The 17,020-nt window shown below is 74.3% G+C and carries 13 protein-coding genes; 5 read left to right on the top strand and 8 right to left on the bottom strand.

Annotated features, from left to right (window positions below; translation table 11 throughout):
- The first annotated feature begins 129 nt into the window (after positions 1 to 129).
- The gene (locus tag ACZ3J7_RS34300) at positions 130 to 1,155 is read left to right on the top strand and encodes a helix-turn-helix transcriptional regulator (RefSeq protein ID WP_465627303.1); all 1,026 of its coding nucleotides are present in this window, start codon (positions 130 to 132) and stop codon (positions 1,153 to 1,155) included.
- 131 nt (positions 1,156 to 1,286) lie between these two features.
- Here ACZ3J7_RS34300 and fusA read toward each other — a convergent pair whose 3' ends face one another.
- From fusA to ACZ3J7_RS34275, 5 genes are all read right to left on the bottom strand, one after another.
- Positions 1,287 to 3,434, bottom strand: coding sequence for an elongation factor G (fusA, locus tag ACZ3J7_RS34295; protein ID WP_465627302.1), 2,148 nt, complete (start codon positions 3,432 to 3,434; stop codon positions 1,287 to 1,289).
- Between the two features lie 466 nt (positions 3,435 to 3,900).
- Complete coding sequence (locus ACZ3J7_RS34290; RefSeq protein ID WP_465627301.1) at positions 3,901 to 5,370, bottom strand: GH1 family beta-glucosidase; 1,470 nt, start codon at positions 5,368 to 5,370, stop codon at positions 3,901 to 3,903.
- Between the two features lie 100 nt (positions 5,371 to 5,470).
- Positions 5,471 to 6,388 (bottom strand): carbohydrate ABC transporter permease, encoded by a 918-nt coding sequence (locus ACZ3J7_RS34285; RefSeq protein WP_465627300.1) that lies wholly within the window; start codon positions 6,386 to 6,388, stop codon positions 5,471 to 5,473.
- Between the two features lie 4 nt (positions 6,389 to 6,392).
- The gene (locus tag ACZ3J7_RS34280) at positions 6,393 to 7,337 is read right to left on the bottom strand and encodes a carbohydrate ABC transporter permease (protein WP_465627299.1); all 945 of its coding nucleotides are present in this window, start codon (positions 7,335 to 7,337) and stop codon (positions 6,393 to 6,395) included.
- Positions 7,338 to 7,439: 102 nt separating this feature from the next.
- Complete coding sequence (locus tag ACZ3J7_RS34275; RefSeq protein ID WP_465627298.1) at positions 7,440 to 8,744, bottom strand: ABC transporter substrate-binding protein; 1,305 nt, start codon at positions 8,742 to 8,744, stop codon at positions 7,440 to 7,442.
- Positions 8,745 to 9,052: 308 nt separating this feature from the next.
- Between ACZ3J7_RS34275 and ACZ3J7_RS34270 the strand changes: the two genes are divergently transcribed.
- From ACZ3J7_RS34270 to ACZ3J7_RS34255, 4 genes are all read left to right on the top strand, one after another.
- On the top strand, positions 9,053 to 11,977 hold the full coding sequence (locus ACZ3J7_RS34270; RefSeq protein ID WP_465627297.1) for a glycosyl hydrolase: 2,925 nt from the start codon (positions 9,053 to 9,055) through the stop codon (positions 11,975 to 11,977).
- 232 nt (positions 11,978 to 12,209) lie between these two features.
- Positions 12,210 to 12,581, top strand: a complete 372-nt coding sequence (locus tag ACZ3J7_RS34265; protein ID WP_465627296.1) for a hypothetical protein — start codon at positions 12,210 to 12,212, stop codon at positions 12,579 to 12,581.
- A gap of 83 nt (positions 12,582 to 12,664) precedes the next feature.
- On the top strand, positions 12,665 to 13,693 hold the full coding sequence (locus tag ACZ3J7_RS34260; protein ID WP_465627295.1) for an aminoglycoside phosphotransferase family protein: 1,029 nt from the start codon (positions 12,665 to 12,667) through the stop codon (positions 13,691 to 13,693).
- Between the two features lie 42 nt (positions 13,694 to 13,735).
- Positions 13,736 to 13,930 carry a hypothetical protein gene (locus tag ACZ3J7_RS34255; RefSeq protein ID WP_465627294.1) on the top strand — a complete coding sequence of 65 codons (195 nt, stop codon included), beginning with the start codon at positions 13,736 to 13,738 and terminating at the stop codon, positions 13,928 to 13,930.
- Positions 13,931 to 13,975: 45 nt separating this feature from the next.
- On the opposite strand, the gene ACZ3J7_RS34250 is transcribed toward ACZ3J7_RS34255, so the two are convergent.
- The 3 genes from ACZ3J7_RS34250 to ACZ3J7_RS34240 form a co-directional block, all read right to left on the bottom strand.
- Positions 13,976 to 15,016 (bottom strand): LacI family DNA-binding transcriptional regulator, encoded by a 1,041-nt coding sequence (locus tag ACZ3J7_RS34250; protein WP_465627293.1) that lies wholly within the window; start codon positions 15,014 to 15,016, stop codon positions 13,976 to 13,978.
- Between the two features lie 125 nt (positions 15,017 to 15,141).
- Complete coding sequence (locus ACZ3J7_RS34245; protein ID WP_465627292.1) at positions 15,142 to 15,939, bottom strand: DUF1684 domain-containing protein; 798 nt, start codon at positions 15,937 to 15,939, stop codon at positions 15,142 to 15,144.
- Positions 15,940 to 16,032: 93 nt separating this feature from the next.
- On the bottom strand, positions 16,033 to 16,893 hold the full coding sequence (locus tag ACZ3J7_RS34240; protein WP_465627291.1) for an acyl-CoA thioesterase: 861 nt from the start codon (positions 16,891 to 16,893) through the stop codon (positions 16,033 to 16,035).
- Positions 16,894 to 17,020 lie beyond the last annotated feature (127 nt).

Raw genomic sequence — 17,020 nt, 5'->3', positions numbered from 1 at the left:
TGGTCTAGACCTACCTCGACGTCATCGAACAGGCGGACGGAGGAACGGCGTCGATGCACACGGTGACCCGCCCCGGACGCCACGACGGACACCGTCACCGCCACGGCCGCGCCCCGGGCCTCGGCTGAGATGCCCGTCGCCCTCCAGGCGTTCGGCCTGAGCGACCGAGCCGACCGGCTGTACCGCGAGCTGCTGCGCGCGCCCGACGCCGCGGACGGCGAGCTGACCGCCCGCCTGGGCCTGAGTGGCGAACAACTGACCGCCACCCGAGTCGAGTTGACCGAACTCGGACTGCTCCGTCCGTCCCGGGACGACCGGACCCTGCTCCGCCCGGTGGTGCCGGAGCTCGGACTGGCCGCGCTGCTCGCCCGCCGCGAGGCCGAACTACTGCTGCACCGGCAGGAGTTCGAGCAGGCCAGGGCCGCGTACGGGCAGCTGCGCGCCGAGGCCGAGGCGGACCGCCACCACACCCGGGGCGAGAGCCTGCTCGGCGCGGACGCGATCCGCGACCGGCTGGCCGAACTCGGGGCGGCGGCCACCTCCCAGGTGTTGGCCCTCGTCCCGAACGACCTCCCCGGCAGCGGCCCGGGCAGCAGTCCGAGCGGCGGCCCGAGCGGCGCGGCCGCCCCGGCCGACCCCGTCGGGCTGCCGGTCGAGGAACTGCTGCTGCGCGGCGTCGAGTTGCGGGTGCTGTTCGTCGACGCGGTGCGCAACCGCCCGCAGGTGGTGGAGTACGCCCGGTGGCTGGTCGGGCTGGGCGGCCAGGTCCGCACCGTGGGCTCGCTGCCGCTGCGGATGGTCGTGCTGGACCGGGAGGACGCCGTCCTGCCGCTCGACCCCGAGCGCGCCGACACCGCCACCGTGCTGCACGGACGCGGGCCGGTCGCCGCGCTGTGCGCGCTGTTCGACGGGCTGTGGCAGGGCGCCGCGCCGCTGTGCCACCCCCGGGGGCGCGACCTCAACGGTATGACGGCGCAGCACTACGCGCTGCTGCGGATCCTGCAGCGCGGCGACACCGACGTGGTCGCGGCCCGCAAGCTGGGCGTCTCGGAGCGCACCGTCCGCCGGCTGACCGCGGAGGCGCTGGAGGTGCTGGGCGCCCGCAGCCGCTTCCAGGCCGGGGCCCGCGCCGCCGAACGCGGCTGGCTGCACTGACCCGAGGGCCGCGCGAACGGGCGAACGGACGCCCGCGCGAACGGGCGCCCCGCGACGACGGCCCCGCCCCGCCGGGAGGGCGGGACGGGGCCGGACCGGGTCCGGACCGGGCCGGGCCGAAGCCCCGGTCGCTACTGCTGCGCGCGCGGCGCGGGGGCGTACCCGGTGGGCCGGGTGGTGAAGGTGCCCCGGCCCTGCGTGCGGCCGCGCAACGCGCCCGCGTAGCCGAAGAGTTCGGCCAGCGGGACGGTCGCCGTCAGCACCGCGCTGCCGCCGCGCGGCTCGGAGCCGTGCACCCGGCCCCGGCGGGCGGACAGGTCGCCGAGGACGCCGCCGACGCTGTCCGGCGGGACCGTCGCGGTGAGTTCCACGACAGGTTCCAGCAGCAGCGGGCCGCCGCGCCGCAGCGCCTCGCGCAGGGCGAGCCGCCCGGCGGTGCGGAACGCCAGGTCGGAGGAGTCCTTGACGTGGGTCGCCCCGTCGGTGAGGGTGACCCGGACGCCGGTGACCGGGTGGCCGAGCGGGCCCTCCGCGAGGGCGTCCCGGCAGCCCGCCTCGACGGCCTGCACGAACTCCTGCGGCACCCGCCCGCCGGTGACGGTGGAGCCGAACGCGAAGCCGTCCGTGCCGGGTTCGCCGAGCGGGGCGACGTCGACCACGATGTGCGCGAACTGCCCGGAGCCGCCGTCCTGTTTGACGTGCCGCAGGACGAGGCCGGCCACCGCCGCGCCGAGGGTCTCCCGGTAGGCGACCTCCGGTCGGCCGACGGTGACCTCCAGCCCGGCCCGGCGCAGCTTCTCCACCGCGACCTCCAGGTGGAGTTCGCCCAGGCCGGCGAGCGTGCGCTGCCCGCTCTCCGGGTCGGTGCCGACCACCAGGGACGGGTCCTCCTCGGTGAGCCGGGCCAGCGCGGCGGCCAGCCGGTCGGTGTCGACCGTGCGGCGGGCCTCGACCGCGACGGTCACCACCGGGTCGGCGGCGGCGGCCGGTTCGAGCACCAGCGGGGCGTGCGGGGCGCACAGCGTGCTGCCGACCCTGGCGTGCTTCGCGCCGACCACGGCGACGATGTCGCCGGCCACCGCGTGGTCGGTCTCGCTGTGCCGGTCGGCCTGCACCCGCAGGATGCGGCCGATCCGCTCGGTGCGGCCGGTGCGCGCGTCGAGCACGGTGTCCCCCTTCCGTAGCGTGCCGGAGTAGACGCGCAGGCTGCTGAGCCGCCCGGTGGTGCTCGCGGTGACCTTGAACACCAGGGCGGAGAACGGCTGTCGGGCGTCGGCGGCGCGTTCCTGCGGTACGCCGGCGTACTCGCCACGGACCGGCGGGACGTCCAGCGGCGACGGCAGGTACGCGGTGACCGCGTCCAGCAGCGGCTCGACGCCGCGGTTGCGGTACGCGGAGCCGCACAGCACCACCACCGCCTGCCCGTCGGCGGTGAGTTGGCGCAGTGCACCGGTGAGCGTGCCGGCCGTGAGGGTGCCGGTGGCGCAGTACTCCTCCAGCGCGGCGGGGTGCAGTTCGGCCACCGCCTCGGCCAGATCCTGACGTCGCCGGGTCGCCTCGGCCGCCAACTCCTCGGGTACGTCCCCGACTTGGTAGCCGTCGCCGGGCTCGGCACCGTCCGGCCAGGTCAGCGCGCGCAGGTCGACCAGGTCGACCACGCCGACGAAGCCGCCCTCCCGGCCGATCGGCACCTGCACGGCCAGCGGCACGGGGTGGAGCCTGTCCCGGATGGAGGCGACGGCGGCGTCCAGGTCGGCGCCGGGCCGGTCCATCTTGTTGACGAAGGCGATCCGCGGCACGCCGTGCCGGTCCGCCTGTCGCCACACCGACTCGCTCTGCGGCTCGACACCCGCGACCGCGTCGAACACGGCCACCGCGCCGTCCAGCACGCGCAGCGAGCGCTCCACCTCGTCCGCGAAGTCGACGTGGCCGGGCGTGTCGATCAGGTTGAGCAGGTGGCCGTCCCACCGGCAGCTGACGGCCGCGGCGAAGATGGTGATGCCGCGGTCGCGCTCCTGCGGGTCGAAGTCGGTGACGGTGGTGCCCTCGTGGACCTCGCCGCGCCTGTGGGTCTCCCCGGTCAGGAACAGCACCCGCTCGGTGACGGTGGTCTTGCCCGCGTCCACGTGGGCGAGGATGCCGAGGTTGCGGACCGTGGCGACGACCGGGGCGGCGGCAACCGAGGCGGTGGGAACGGCAGCGGTGGGGACGGCAGTGGTGGGAACGGCAGTGGTGGGAACGGCAGTGGTGGGAACGGTGGTGCTGAGGTCGGTGCGCATGGCCGGTGGCCCTTCGGAGTTCGCTCCTGGAATCGACGGCGCGATTCACGGCACCACGAGGGGCGTCCCGCGGCCCCGCGGCCGCCCGGACGGCGCCTGCCGCGTCGGACGGGCAGGCGGAACGGGGGCCGACGAAGGGGGTGGGACGGGGACTTCGCGGTTCCTACCGGCACCGGCCGCGCAGCGGGCACCGGCCGGCCCGGGACACCAGGATCACCTCGAACCGCGACGGGGGAACGACGACAGCGGTGCCACGCACGACCGGTCCCTCCCTCTCCACTCACGTCACGGTGCGCCCGGCGGCCTCTCCGGGCCCGGGCGTCGTCCAGCGAGCCGAGTCTAGGAGCGCCGTCCGCCCGCCGTCACCGCATTTTGCGGGTCCTCCGACCGGCGGGCAGCGCGGCGGTCGCCGCGGCGGGCGCCGCGAGCGGGTCGGGCTCCCGCCGGTCGGAGGACCCGCCGGCCCCTACCGCGGCAGGGCGCCGTCCCGGATCACCCGGGCGTACCAGTGCGCGCTGTCCTTGGGGGTGCGGCGCTGGCTGGCGAAGTCGACGTGCACGATGCCGAAGCGCTTGCTGTAGCCGTACGCCCATTCGTAGTTGTCGAGCAGCGACCACAGGAAGTAGCCGCGGACGGGGGCGCCGTCGGTGATGGCGCGGTGGACGGCGGCGAGGTGGGTGTGCAGGTAGTCGATCCGCTCGGGGTCGTGGACGGCGCCGGTGGGGTCGGTGTAGTCCTCGTAGGCGGCGCCGTTCTCGGTGACCAGCAGCGGGACGCCGGGGAGGTCGTCGCGCAGCCGGGTGAGGAGTTCGTACAGGCCGTCGGCGTCGACAGGCCAGCCCATCGCGGTGCGGGTGCCGGGGGCGGGCAGGAAGCGGATGCCCTGGTCGGCGGGCCAGGGGCTGTCGCCCTGGTGGCCGTCGCCGCGCGGGCCGTCCGCGGCGGTCTCCGACCGCTCCTCGGCGGCGACGACCGTGGGCGTGTAGTAGTTGATGCCCAACGAGTCGATGGGGCGGGAGATCTCGGCGAGGTCGCCGTCCCGGACGAAGGACCAGTCGGTGACGTGGGCGGTGTCGGCGAGGACGTCCTCGGGGTAGCTGCCGCGGAACACCGGGTCGAGGAAGATCCGGTTGGCCAGGCCGTCGATCCGGCGGGCGGCGTCGAGGTCGGCGGCGTCGGTGGAGAGCGGGCGGACGGCGGCCAGGTTGAGGGTGAGCGAGACCTGGGCGGTGTCGGGGAGTTCGGCGCGCAGCGCGGCGGTGCCGAGGCCGTGGGCGAGCAGCAGGTGGTGGTGGGCGGCGAGGGCGGCGGCGTGGTCGGTGCGGCCGGGGGCGTGCACGCCGTTGCCGTAGCCGAGGAAGGCGCTGCACCAGGGCTCGTTGAGGGTGGTCCAGGTGGGGACGCGGTCGCCGAGCCGGCCGGCGGCGAGGCTCGCGTACTCGGCGAAGCGGTACGCGGTGTCGCGGTTGGTCCAGCCGCCCTCGTCCTCCAGCTCCTGGGGCAGGTCCCAGTGGTAGAGGGTGGCGACGGGGGTGATGCCGGCGCCGAGGAGTTCGTCGACCAACCGGTCGTAGAAGTCGAGTCCGGCTTCGTTGGCGGGGCCCCGGCCGCCGGGCCGCACCCGGGGCCAGGCGAGCGAGAACCGGTAGGCGCGCAGGCCGAGTTCGGACATCAGGGCGACGTCGTCGCGGTAGCGGTGGTAGTGGTCGGCGGCGATGTCGCCGGTGTCGCCGTTGCGGACGGCGCCGGGGCGGCGGGCGAAGGTGTCCCAGATCGACGGGGTGCGGCCGTCCTGGTCGGCGGCACCCTCGATCTGGTAGGCGGCGGTGGCGGCGCCCCAGACGAACCCGGCCGGGAAGCGGGCGGCTTCGGCGGCGGGCTCGGCGGCGGGCTCGGCGGATCCGGCGGACTCGGCGGCGTTGGAGGCAGTGGTCATGGGGAGAGTGTCGACGGTCATGTCACGTTCCATTCGGACGAGTTGGGGGTGTGTCGGCGCGGCGGGCCGGCAGCGGGCAGCAGCGGGGCGGTGGCGGGCGTCAGCCCTTGACCGCGCCCTGCATGATGCCGCCGACGATCTGCCGGCCGAGCAGCCCGAACACCACCAGGACGGGCAGGGTGCCGATCAGGGTGCCGGCCATCACCACCGACTGGTCGGGGACGTAGCCCTGGCCCAGCGACTTCAACGCGACCTGCACGGTGGGGTTCTGCGAGCTGAGCGCGACGATCGGCCAGAAGAAGTCGTTCCAGGTGGCCATGAAGGTGAGCATGCCGAGCACGGCCATGCCGGGGCGGGCCACGGGCAGCACGATGGAGCGGAAGATCCGCAGCAGCGAGGCGCCGTCCATCCGGCCGGCCTCGACGAGTTCGTCCGGCAGCGCCTGCACCAGGTACTGCCGCATGAAGAACACGCCGAACGCGGAGACCAGCGAGGGCAGGATCACCGAGGGCAGCTTGTTCTGCAGGTCGAGCTTGACGATGACCATGAACAGCGGGATCACGCCGAGCTGCGGCGGGATCATCATGGTGCCGACGGTGAGCGCGAGCAGCGCGCCGCGACCGCGGAAGCGCAGTTTGGCGAAGGCGAACCCGGCGAGCGTGGAGGAGAGCACCACGCCGGCGGTGACCACGCCGGAGACGATCAGCGAGTTGAGCAGCGCCTTGCCGATCTCGGCCTGCTGGAGCGCCTCGCCGATGTTGTGGAACAGGTTCGGGCCGGGCGTCAACGCGGGTGTGGCTCCGCTGAGTTCGGAGTTGGAGCGGCTGGCGGCGACCAGCGTCCAGTAGAACGGGAAGACCGCGAGCAGGGTGGCGCCGATCAGCACGGCGTAGGCGAGCGGCCCGCCGTGCAGCGGCGAGCGCGCCCTGCGCGCCTTGGCGGGGGTCCGGTCGCCGTCCGCGGCGGCGGGCTTGTCGATCACCTGGGTCGCCTGGGTCGCCTGGGTCACGTGGGTCATCGGGTCACCGGTCCGTACGGTTGCGGCGGGCGGCGATCGCCGCGTTGAGCAGGGCGAGCAGCACGATCAGCAGGAACATCACCCAGGCGACGGCGGCGGCCCGGCCGAGGTGGAAGAACGTCCAGCCCTGCTCGTACAGGTAGAGGCCGAGGGTCTGGTACTGGTGCGAGATGCCGCCGCCGGAGTTGCCCTCGTAGAGCAGGGGTTCGCCGAACAGCTGGGTGGCGCCGATGGTGGAGACGACCACGGTGAACACGATGGTGGGGCGCAGGCCGGGGACGGTGACGTGCCGGAACTGCTGCCAGCGCGAGGCGCCGTCGACGGCCGCGGACTCGTACAGCTCGCCGGGGATGGACTGCATGCCGGCCAGGTAGATCAGCGCGTTGTAGCCGGTCCAGCGCCAGGTGACGATCGCGGAGACGCCGAACTGCGAGGCCCAGGTGTCCGCCTGCCAGTCGACCGGGTGGAGGCCGATGCTGTCGAGCACCCAGTTGATCAACCCGTAGTCACGGCCGAAGAGTTGGGCGAACACCAGGGTGGCGGCGGCGACCGAGGTGGCGTACGGCATCAGCATCGCGACCCGGAAGAAGGTGCGGCCGCGGAGCCGGTAGTTGAGCAGGTGGGCCAGGCCCAGGGCCATCAGCAGCTGTGGGACGGTGGAGAGCACGCCGATGGTGAAGGTGTTGCGCAGCGCGTTCCAGAAGAACGGGTCCGCCAGCAGCCGGGTGTAGTTCTGGAAGCCGAGCCAGTCCATCCGGTCGGAGGTCTGGAGTTCGACCCGGTGCAGCGACACCCAGGCGGTGTACAGCAGCGGGAACAGCCCGAACGCGGCGAACAGCGCGAAGAACGGGGCGAGGAAGCCGTACGGGGCGAGTCGGCGGCGCAACCGGCCGGGCCGCTTGGCGGCGGGTCGGCCGACGGGCAGCCGGGCGGTGGAGCTGAGGGCCATGGGCGGGGTCCTTCGAGGGTCCTTCGACGGGGGCCGCCCGCCCCGGCGTCACGGGAACGACGGGGCGGGCCGACCGGGTTGACTGCCTGGTCCGACGGAGCGTCAGTTGCCGTTGGCCTTCTTGACGTTGTCCAGCGCGTGCTTCCAGGCGGTGTCCGGGGCGGTGCCGGTGCGCTCGACCTCGCCGAGGGCGTCGGTGAACGCCTTGCCGATCACGCCGTCGTCGGTGCCGAGCACCTGGGCGGGCATCGCCTTGGCCGACTCGCTGAAGATCTGGCCGATCGGCGCGTTGTTGAAGTACGCGTCGGTGACGTCCTTGATGGCGTCCTGGGCGCCGGTGGAGGACGGGAAGGAGCCCTGCTTGGTGAACAGGGTGGCCTGCTGCTCCTTGGCGGTCAGCCACTTGATCAGCTCGGCGGCCTCCTTGGGGTGCTTGGCGGTGCGCGGGACGGTCAGGTACGAGCCGCCCCAGTTACCGGTCTTGCCGGGGCCGGGGGCGATGTCCCACTTGCCCGCGCCGGCCTCGCCGGCCTGGCCCTTGATGTAGCCGATCATCCAGGCGGGGCAGGAGAGGGTGGCGAACTTGCCGGTGGTGAAGGCCTTGTTCCACTCGGGCGTCCACTGGGCGAGCTTGGCGGAGAGGCCGTCGGCGACCAGTGCGGTGGCGTCGGTCCAGGCGGTCTTCACGGCCGGGCTGCTGTCGTACACGGCCTTGCCGGACTCGTCGGCGTAGCGGACCTTCTGCTGGCCGACCTCGGCGGTGAACATGCCGGCGGCGCTGTCGGTCCAGGCGTTGCCGGCCTCGGCCTTGGCGGCGTACTGCTTGCCGAGGTCGAGGTAGCCCTGCCAGCTGGACCACTTGGCGGCGAGCTCGGCGCGGTCGGTGGGCAGGCCGGCGGCCTTGAACAGGTCGGTGCGGTAGCAGATCGCCTCGGGGCCGATGTCGGTGCCCGCGCCGAGCACCTTGCCGTCCGCGGTCTTGATCGCCGCGCCCTTCCACGGGACCAGGCCGTCGTTGACGTCGCCGAGGCCGAGGGTCTTGAGGTCGGTGAACTTGTCGGCCTGCTTCTGCACCACGCTGGCCACCCGGCCGACCTCCAGGCCCTGGACGTCGGCGAGGCCGCCGCCGCCCGCGAGCTTGGTCTGCAGCGCCTGCCAGTACTGGCCCTCGTCCTGGGTGTCGGTCTGCTTGATGGTGACGTTCGGGTGGAGCTTCGTGTACTCGTCGTACAGGCCGGCTTCCTTGAACCCGAAGGTGCCGAACAGGTCCACCGTGATGGTCACCTTGCCGTCGGCGGAGTCCTTGGACCCGGTGCCGCCGGAGCTGCAGGCGGTGAGCAGGAGCGCGGTGGCGAGGACGGTGCTGCCCAGGGCAGCGGTGGAGCGGCGGACTCTCGGGGTAGCCATGCGAAGGCCTCCAGGGCGGGGCGGGAGCGTGGGTGGAGTGCGGAGCGGGAAAGCCGGGCGGTCGGTGGACGCCCAATTTTCTGAGAGCGCTCTCAACCGATGCCGAGAGAGTGCCGGGGCGGAACTTCCCTCGTCAAGACCCCGAAACCTGAACGTAATCTCCGGAAGAGCACGACCTGGGCTTTCGACTCCTGAACGCAACAGTCTGCGTCACGGTGGTTGACACCCTTTCAGGCCCGCCCGTACGGTCCACCCGCTGAGAGCGCTCTCATACTTCCCGCCCGCCCCCACACAAGGTGGACACGCCCATGAAGCTCCGCTCCCTGCGCGGCCCCACGGCCGCCCTGACCACGCTGGCACTGGCCGCCGCCGCCACCCTCACCGCCGCCCTCGGCGCCGGCAGCGCCTCCGCCGCCACCACCGTCCGGGTCGGCCTCGGCGGCTACGGCGACGCCCGCCCGGCCGGCACCGTCGGCCCGAGCAACTCCGACGGCGCGCCCGTCACCCCCAAGGTCACCGCGCGGATGGCCGGGCAGGCCGCCCCCACCAACGACTGGTGGTCCTCGCTGATCTACCAGCGCTACGCGGGCAACCCGTACTCGGAGAACCTGTACGCCCACCCGATGACCTTCAAGGCGCAGGCCGCCGGCCTGGAGGTCGGCTACCCGACCGCGCCGACCATCACCTCCGACGGCCGCCAGTACGACTACACCCACGCCCGGGACCTCACCCTGGGCGTGGCCGGCCTGAACTCCCCCGACACCAAGGTCGACGGCTGGTCGGACTGGACGGTCACCCCGTACTGGGCGGACGGCGCGCACACCTTCAGCGCGACGGTCGGCCACGGCCTGCCGTACGTGTTCGCGCACGCCACCGGCGGCGCCGCGCAGGTCACCACCGCCTCGGCGCCCACCGTCTTCAGCAACCAGGGCAGCGTGCTCGGCATCACCGTGGGCGGGCACGCCTACGGCCTGTTCGCGCCCAGCGGCAGCAGCTGGAGCGTCAACGGCAGCACCCTGACGGCGAACCTCGGCGGCAAGGACTACTACTCGGTCGCGCTGCTGCCCTCCACCGCCGACCTGGCCCTGTTCCGGACGTACGCCTACAACTTCGTCACCGACACCAGGGTCGGCTGGGCCTACGACCAGGCCGCGGGCAGGCTCACCACCACCTTCACCGCCACCACCGCCGCCCAGGAGGGCTCCGGCGGCGGCACCCTGCTCGCGCTCTACCCGCAGCAGTGGCAGGCCACTCCGGACGCCCTCACCGCGCTGACGTACACCTCCCCGCGCGGCACCATGAAGGTCCGCCAGGGCACGTCCTTCTCCACCGTGCAGACCGTCACCGGCGTGCTGCCCTCGCTGCCCGACGCGGGCGCGTACGACCGCGCCGCGCTCGGCGCCTACCTGCACCAGGTCGCCGACGCGAGCGACCCGTTCAACGGGGCCACCGACACCTACTGGGTCGGCAAGGCGCTCGGGCAGCTCGCCCAACTGGTGCCGATCGCCGACCAGTTGGGTGACACGGCGGCCCGCGACAAGCTGCTCGGGCTGATCAAGGGCAGACTGCAGACCTGGTTCGCGGGCACCGGCTCGCCCGGTTTCGCGTACGACTCCACCTGGAAGACCCTGATCGGCTACCCGGCCTCCTACGGCACCGACGCCGAACTCAACGACCACCACTTCCACTACGGCTACTTCGTGCAGGCCGCCGCCACCGTCGCCCGCTACGACACCGCCTGGGCGGCGGACGCGCAGTGGGGCGGCATGGTCAAGCTGCTGGCCAAGGACGCCGCCAACACCGACCGCGCCGACGCCCGGTTCCCCTGGCTGCGCAACTTCGACCCGTACGCGGGCCACGGCTGGGCCTCCGGCCACGCCGGGTTCGCGGCCGGCAACAACGAGGAGTCCTCCTCCGAGTCGCTGAACTTCAGCGCCGGCCTGCTGCTGTTCGGCGCCGCCACCGGCGACACCGCGCTGCGCGACCTCGGCGTCTACCTGTACACCACCGAGGCCAACGCCGTTCAGCAGTACTGGTTCGACGCCGACCACCGGGTCTTCCCGGCCGGTTTCCAGCACTCCACCGTCGGCATGGTCTGGGGCTCCGGCGCCGCCTACTCCACCTGGTGGACGGCCGCGCCCGGCATGATCCACGGCATCAACTTCCTCCCGGTCACCTCGGGTTCGCTCTACCTGGCCCGCCGCAAGGACGACCTCGCCGCCAACCTCGCCGAGCTGAAGGCCGGCAACGGCGGCGCGTTCACCGACTGGCGCGACCTGCTCTGGGAGGCCGAGGCGCTGACCGACCCGGCCGCCGCGAAGGCCGACTGGGACGCCGGCAGGGCCGGATACACCCCGGAGGAGGGCGAGTCCAGGGCCCACACCTACCACTGGATCTACAACCTGGCGACCCTCGGCACCCTCGACCCGGCCACCACCGCCGACACCCCCACCGCCGCGGTCTTCGCCAACGGCGCCACCCGCACCCACGTGGCGCACAACTACACCACCACCGCCCGCACCGTCCGCTTCTCCGACGGCTACACCCTCACCGTCCCGGCCCGCTCCACCGCCTCCGAACGCGGCACCAAGCCGGACGGCGGCACCGGCGGCACCACCACCTCCCCGTCGCCGTCCGCCTCCGCCTCCGGCTCGCCGTCCACCTCCCCCTCGCCGTCCACCTCCCCCTCGGCGTCGGCCTCCCCCTCGCCGTCCGCGACCGTCCCGCAGACCCGGGCCGGCACCCTGTACCTGCAGCCCGACGGCACCCTCACCCCCGCCTACGGCACCGGCGCGACCGGCAGCACCATCCCGTCCGGCGGCGGCGCCAACCACGACGGCACCCCCTACCAGCCGCTGACCTACACCCTCAGCCACCTCACCGGCACCGCCCGGGCCGGCGGCAGCACCGACTTCGACCTGTACGTCGACGCCGGCTCCACCGTCGCCCTCGCCCAACAGGCCCGCGTCTCCTACGACTTCGACGGCAACGGCACCGTCGACCGGACCGAGACCTACCGCTACTTCGCCACCGACCCCGTCCCCGGCTGGGAGCGCTACGGCGCCACCGCCGCCGGCCTCAGTTCCACCACCGGCGCCCCGCTCGCCAACCTGAGCAACGGCACCGTCAGGATCGAGGTCTGGCCCGCCCTCGGCGCCGCCCCGGCCCAACTCCGCACCGGCGCCACCCAGTCCCAGGGCAGCGCCTCCGTCCTGCGGATCCCCTTCGACTGACCCGACCCACCCCGGACGGGGCCCCCGGGGCCGGCGCGGATTCCGACAGGTCCGCCCGGCCCCGGGGGCCCTTCGCGTCCGCACCACCCGGGGCCGGGGTCTTGCGTAGATCGCCACGGGTTGTTGAAGATGTAACTGACATGGCCGCACGCACCCCCGCCTGCCGGCCCGTCACGCCTGCCCCCGCGCACGCGGAGAACCCGCGACGAACCCCGCGACGAAGGAGTCCCCCATGACCGCCCTCCTCCGCACCAGGACCCTCACCGCGACCGCCGCCACCGGAGCGGCCCTGCTGCTCGGCGCGGCCCTCGCCCAGCCCGCGGCCGCCGTCGAACTCCCGCACTCCGCCGTCGCCTACTTCGCCACCGGCGGCAACCTGACCGGCACCCACTACGCCGTCGACACCGCCGACACCGGCTGCCACGACCTCCCGACGGCCGCACTCTCCGCCGTCGACTTCACCGCCGCGAACATCCAGGTCTTCTTCAACGCCGACTGCGCCACCGGCCTGCCCGGCAAGACCGGCAGCACCTCCTACGCCCTCGGCAGCCTGCACTGGGCCAACTTCCCGTACCCGGCGGTCAGTTACCGCGTCGTCGGCTGAGCCCGTCCCCACCGCCGCCGCCACCGCCGTCACCCGGCTGCGCCCCGACGTCCTCGCGCGGCCGGGTAGTAGGGTCGGGCCCGATGGACGCCTCACCACCCGCCCGCACCGCGGACCCCGACGGCCGACTCGACCCCGACGGCCGACTCGACGTCGACGCCGACACCGTGCGCGCGCTGCTCCGCGCGCAGCACCCGGACCTCGCGGAACTCGCGCTGCGCCGGGTCGAGGGCGGCTGGGGCAACCGGATGTGGCGGCTCGGCGAGGAGCACGCCGTCCGCCTTCCCCGAGACCGGCACACGCCCGCCTGCCTGGCCAACGAGACCCGCTGGCTGCCGGAGCTCGCGCCGGGGCTGCCGCTGCCCGTGCCGGTGCCGCACCGCGACGGCGTGCCGGGCGCGGGCTACCCGTACCCGTGGGCGGTGTTCTCCTGGGTGCCCGGCGAGCCCGCCGACCTCACCCCGGTCGCCGCCGCCCACGGCCGGCGCTCGGCCGAACTCCTCGCCGACTTCCTGCTCGCGCTGCACCGCCCGGCCCCGGCCGACGCCCCCGCGACCACCCCCCGCTGCGGCCCGCTCGCCCCGCTCGCCGCCGACGTCGAGCGCCGGATCGCCGAGTTCGAGCGGACCCTGCACACCCTCGCACCCGGCGTCCGCGCCGACGACCTGCGCGCGGTCTGGGCGGACGCGCTGGCCGCCCCCGCCTGGTCGGGCCCGCCGGTCTGGCTGCACTCCGACCTGCACCCGGCGAACGTCGTGGTGGTCGACGGCGCGCTCGGCGGCGTCGTCGACTTCGACTCCCTCGGCACCGGCGACCCGGCCTGCGACCTCTCCGCCGCCTGGCTGCTCCTCCCGGACGGCGCCGACCGCCCCTGCCTCGCCCGCTGGCGCACCGCCCAGCCCGCCGACCGGCAGGACGCCGCCACCGCCACCGTCCGCCGCGCCCGCGGCTGGGCGGTGCTGCGCGGCCTCGTACTGCTGGGCATCGGCCGGGCCGGCCTGCACGGCCTCCCCGGCGGCAAGCCCTCCTGGGGTCCGGCCGGGCGCGCCGCGCTGGAACGCGTCCTGGCCCACCACCGGCACCCGGACGGCCCGTCCCCCCGGCAGCGGTAAGGCCCCCTCGTGGTGAGCCCAGCCCCACCCCGAGAAACCCGGATGCCCCCGCACCCCACCCGCCGCCACCCGCTCGCCGCCACAACCGCCCTCCACGGCGCGAGGCTGGGCGTGTTCGCCCACGACACCGGCAGCGGCACGACGGTCCACCACCGCGCGGACGAGCCGTTCCCGCTCTATTTCCCCTTCAAGCCGCTCGCCGTCGCCGCCCGCCTCCTGGCCGCCACCTTCCCCTGAAGCAGCCCCCTGCGCCCAGCCACACCCCAGGCCCCCACCCGCCCGCTACGCCGTCTCCCGCACCACCAGCCCGGTCGGAATGATCACCGACGACGGGGCCGAGGCCGTCGGGTCGTTGAGCCGCCGCAGCAGCAGGCGGGTCATCAGCCGCCCCATCTCCTCGATCTCCTGCCGGACGGTGGTGAGCGTGGGCTCGGTCCAGGCCGCGATGGACTCGACGTCGTCGAAGCCGACCACCGCGACATCCTCGGGCACCCGGCGCCCGGCCGCCCGCAGGACCCGGAGCGCGCCGGAGGCCATCGCGTCGGAGGCGGCGAAGACCGCGTCCAGGTCCGGTCTGCGGTCGAGGAGTTCGGTCATCGCACGGATGCCGCCGTCGGCGGTGAAGTCGCCGACGGCGATCAGGTCGGCGTCGCCGTCGGGGAGCAGGTCGCGGTAGCCGTCGAGGCGGTCGACGGAGGAGGTCTGGTCGAGCGGGCCGGTGATGGTGGCGATCCGGGTGCGGCCGAGGGAGCGCAGGTGCTGGACGGCGAGCCGGGCGCCGCCCCGGTTGTCGTTGTCGACGTAGACCAGGTCGCGGTCGGACTCGGCGCCGGGCCAGCCGGGGCGGCCGCCGATGACGAAGGGCAGGCCGAGGCGCTGGGCGGTCTCGGGGGTGGGGTCGGAGCGGTGCAGCGAGAACAGCAGGACGCCGTCGACGTGGCCGCCGGCCAGGTAGCGGCCGATCCGTTCGTGGTCGCGCTCGTCCTCGGCCAGCAGCAGCACCATCTGGTTGTCGGCGGCGGCGAGTTCGCGGCTGATGCCGCGCAGGTGCTGGGCGAAGAACGGGTCGGAGAAGAACCGGGCCTCGGGTTCGGCGACGACCACGCCGATCGCCCGGTTGCGCCGGGTGACCAGGGTCCGGGCGGCCAGGTTGGGGACGTAGCCGAGTTCGGCGACCGCCCGTTCGACCTTCTCGCGCAGCGCGGTGCGCACGCCCGCGCCGCCGTTGACCACCCGGGAGGCGGTGGCCCGGGACACGCCGGCCAGTTCGGCCACCGACTCCAGGGTGGGGCGCCCGCCCGTTCCCGCTTCGGCCTCGGTCACCGTGGGCTCCTCTCCGCCGCCCGTGCGCGGTGCGCGCGGGCGGGTGATCGCGTTCCTGCTGCGAGCAGCCTAGCGCCCGCCACCCCGGCCCGAGAGCGCTCTCAGAAACCCGCTCCCCGGCGTCCTCAGACCGTGACCACCTGCCGCTCGCCCGCCTCGACGGCGACGGTCAGCCGGTTGCCGGGCGGCGGGAACGGGCAGATGAAGTGGTCGGCGAACGCGCACGGCGGCAGGAACGCCCGGTTGAAGTCGACCACGGTGCGGCCGTCCGCGTCGGGCGCGGGCAGCGTGAGGAACCGGAACCGGTAGGTCTCCCGCCCGCTGGTGCGGTCCGCGATGACGGCGCTGAGCGGCCCGCCGGAGCCCTCGGCGCCGCTGACGGTCAGCGTGTGCGGCTGCCCGGCCAGCGTGAACGCGACCTGGCCGGTGACGGCGAGCGGCCGGGCCCGGCCGTCCGCGTTCTCGACCAGCACGGCCCGCGCGCCGGTCTCGAACGGGGTGAACACGGCGGGCACCGCCCAGTCGGGGGCGTACGGGTAGACCGAGATGCCGGCGAACGCAGCCCGGGCGGGGGCGTCGGGGTCGAAGACCCGCAGCGCGAGTTCGGCCTCCCGCTCGATCGGGACCAGCCGCAGCCGGTCGCGGACGGCGATCTGCGGGTGCCGGTCGGTGTCGGGCCGGAGCGCGACCCGGCCGGTCGACTCCCGCTCCTCGCCCTCGATCCGGACGCCGTCCCCGGCGCGCAGTTCGGCGCAGACCGCGCCGCCCTCGGCCCACCAGGTGCCGGGCAGGCCGGGGACCGGCGCGGGCCCGGGCTCCAACCAGTGGGTGCCGGTCAGCGCCAGCGGCCCGTGCGGCGCGCCCGCCGCGGCGCTCCGGGCCTCCGTCCAGCGCTGCCAGTCCTCGGCTGCGGTGTCGGTCATCGGTCTGCCTCCCAAGTCGCTCCGCGGCGCGGCGCTCCGAGCCGCTCCGCCCTCACGTCACTTCTCACGTCACTTCGGGGGAGTCCCCGTCCGTCAGCGCTTCAGCGGACGGAACAGCCCCTCCTGCATCACCGAGACCACCAGCCGCCCCTCCCGGTCGTAGATCTCGCCCCGGGCCAGGCCGCGCGCGCCGTGCGCGATCGGCGACTCCTGCCGGTACAGCAGCCACTCGTCGGCCCGGAACGGGCGGTGGAACCACATCGCGTGGTCGAGCGAGGCCATGTCGAAGTTCCGTTCGCCCCACAGCGGTTCGACGGGGGCGCGGACGGCGTCCAGCAGCGTCATGTCGCTGGCGTAGGTCAGCGCGCAGACGTGGATCAGCGGGTCGTCGGGCAGGGCGCCGTTGGTCCGCAGCCACACGCCGCTGCGGGCCTCGACGCCGTCGAGTTCCTCGCGCGTCCACTTCAGCCGGTCGACGTACCGGATGTCGAAGGGCTGGCGGCGGCTGATGAACGGGGGGAGTTCGCCGAGCCGGGCGCCGACCTCGTCCAGGGCGCTGGGCAGCGTCTCGGGGGCGGGCACCTCGGGGACCGGGAACTGGTGCTCGATGCCGCCGGGCTCGGGCCTGTGGAAGTCGGCGGTCAGCGCGAAGATCGACCGCCCGTCCTGGATGCCGAGCACCCGCCGGGTGGTGAACGAGCGCCCGTCCCGGATCCGGTCCACCTGGTAGACGATCGGCACGCCGGGCACGCCGGGACGCAGGAAGTACGCGTGCAGCGAGTGCACCGGCCGGTCCTCGTCGACGGTCCGGCCCGCCGCGACCAGCGCCTGCCCGGCCACCTGCCCGCCGAAGGTGCGTTGCAGCGACTCCTCGGGGCTGCGGCCCCGGAAGATGTTCAGCTCGATCCGCTCCAGGTCGAGCAGGTCGACGAGCTGGTCGACGGGGGTTCCCATGTATCGCTCCCTCTCCGAACGTCCGGGCGGACGGCCGACGGGCAGGGGTGTGCCGCCGAACGCCTCGTCCGTCCAGCACAAGTCTCCGCGCCCGCCGGACATTCCCGCCCTCCGGCACGCGGGCCTC

It is taken from the genome of Kitasatospora sp. NPDC015121 (assembly GCF_055562955.1).
The sequence above is the reverse complement of the archived record's forward strand: the minus strand, read 5'-3'. Positions and strand labels throughout refer to the sequence as shown.

Excerpts from the sequence above, each read along its gene's own strand:
- ACZ3J7_RS34275 (WP_465627298.1), bottom strand. The coding sequence starts at position 8,744 with ATGGCTACCCCGAGAGTCCGCCGCTCCACCGCTGCCCTGGGCAGCACC.
- ACZ3J7_RS34260 (WP_465627295.1), top strand. The coding sequence starts at position 12,665 with ATGGACGCCTCACCACCCGCCCGCACCGCGGACCCCGACGGCCGACTC.
- fusA (WP_465627302.1), bottom strand. The coding sequence starts at position 3,434 with ATGCGCACCGACCTCAGCACCACCGTTCCCACCACTGCCGTTCCCACC.
- ACZ3J7_RS34290 (WP_465627301.1), bottom strand. The coding sequence starts at position 5,370 with ATGACCACTGCCTCCAACGCCGCCGAGTCCGCCGGATCCGCCGAGCCC.
- ACZ3J7_RS34285 (WP_465627300.1), bottom strand. The coding sequence starts at position 6,388 with ATGACCCACGTGACCCAGGCGACCCAGGCGACCCAGGTGATCGACAAG.
- ACZ3J7_RS34280 (WP_465627299.1), bottom strand. The coding sequence starts at position 7,337 with ATGGCCCTCAGCTCCACCGCCCGGCTGCCCGTCGGCCGACCCGCCGCC.
- ACZ3J7_RS34255 (WP_465627294.1), top strand. The coding sequence starts at position 13,736 with ATGCCCCCGCACCCCACCCGCCGCCACCCGCTCGCCGCCACAACCGCC.
- ACZ3J7_RS34265 (WP_465627296.1), top strand. The coding sequence starts at position 12,210 with ATGACCGCCCTCCTCCGCACCAGGACCCTCACCGCGACCGCCGCCACC.
- ACZ3J7_RS34300 (WP_465627303.1), top strand. The coding sequence starts at position 130 with ATGCCCGTCGCCCTCCAGGCGTTCGGCCTGAGCGACCGAGCCGACCGG.
- ACZ3J7_RS34245 (WP_465627292.1), bottom strand. The coding sequence starts at position 15,939 with ATGACCGACACCGCAGCCGAGGACTGGCAGCGCTGGACGGAGGCCCGG.
- ACZ3J7_RS34270 (WP_465627297.1), top strand. The coding sequence starts at position 9,053 with ATGAAGCTCCGCTCCCTGCGCGGCCCCACGGCCGCCCTGACCACGCTG.
- ACZ3J7_RS34240 (WP_465627291.1), bottom strand. The coding sequence starts at position 16,893 with ATGGGAACCCCCGTCGACCAGCTCGTCGACCTGCTCGACCTGGAGCGG.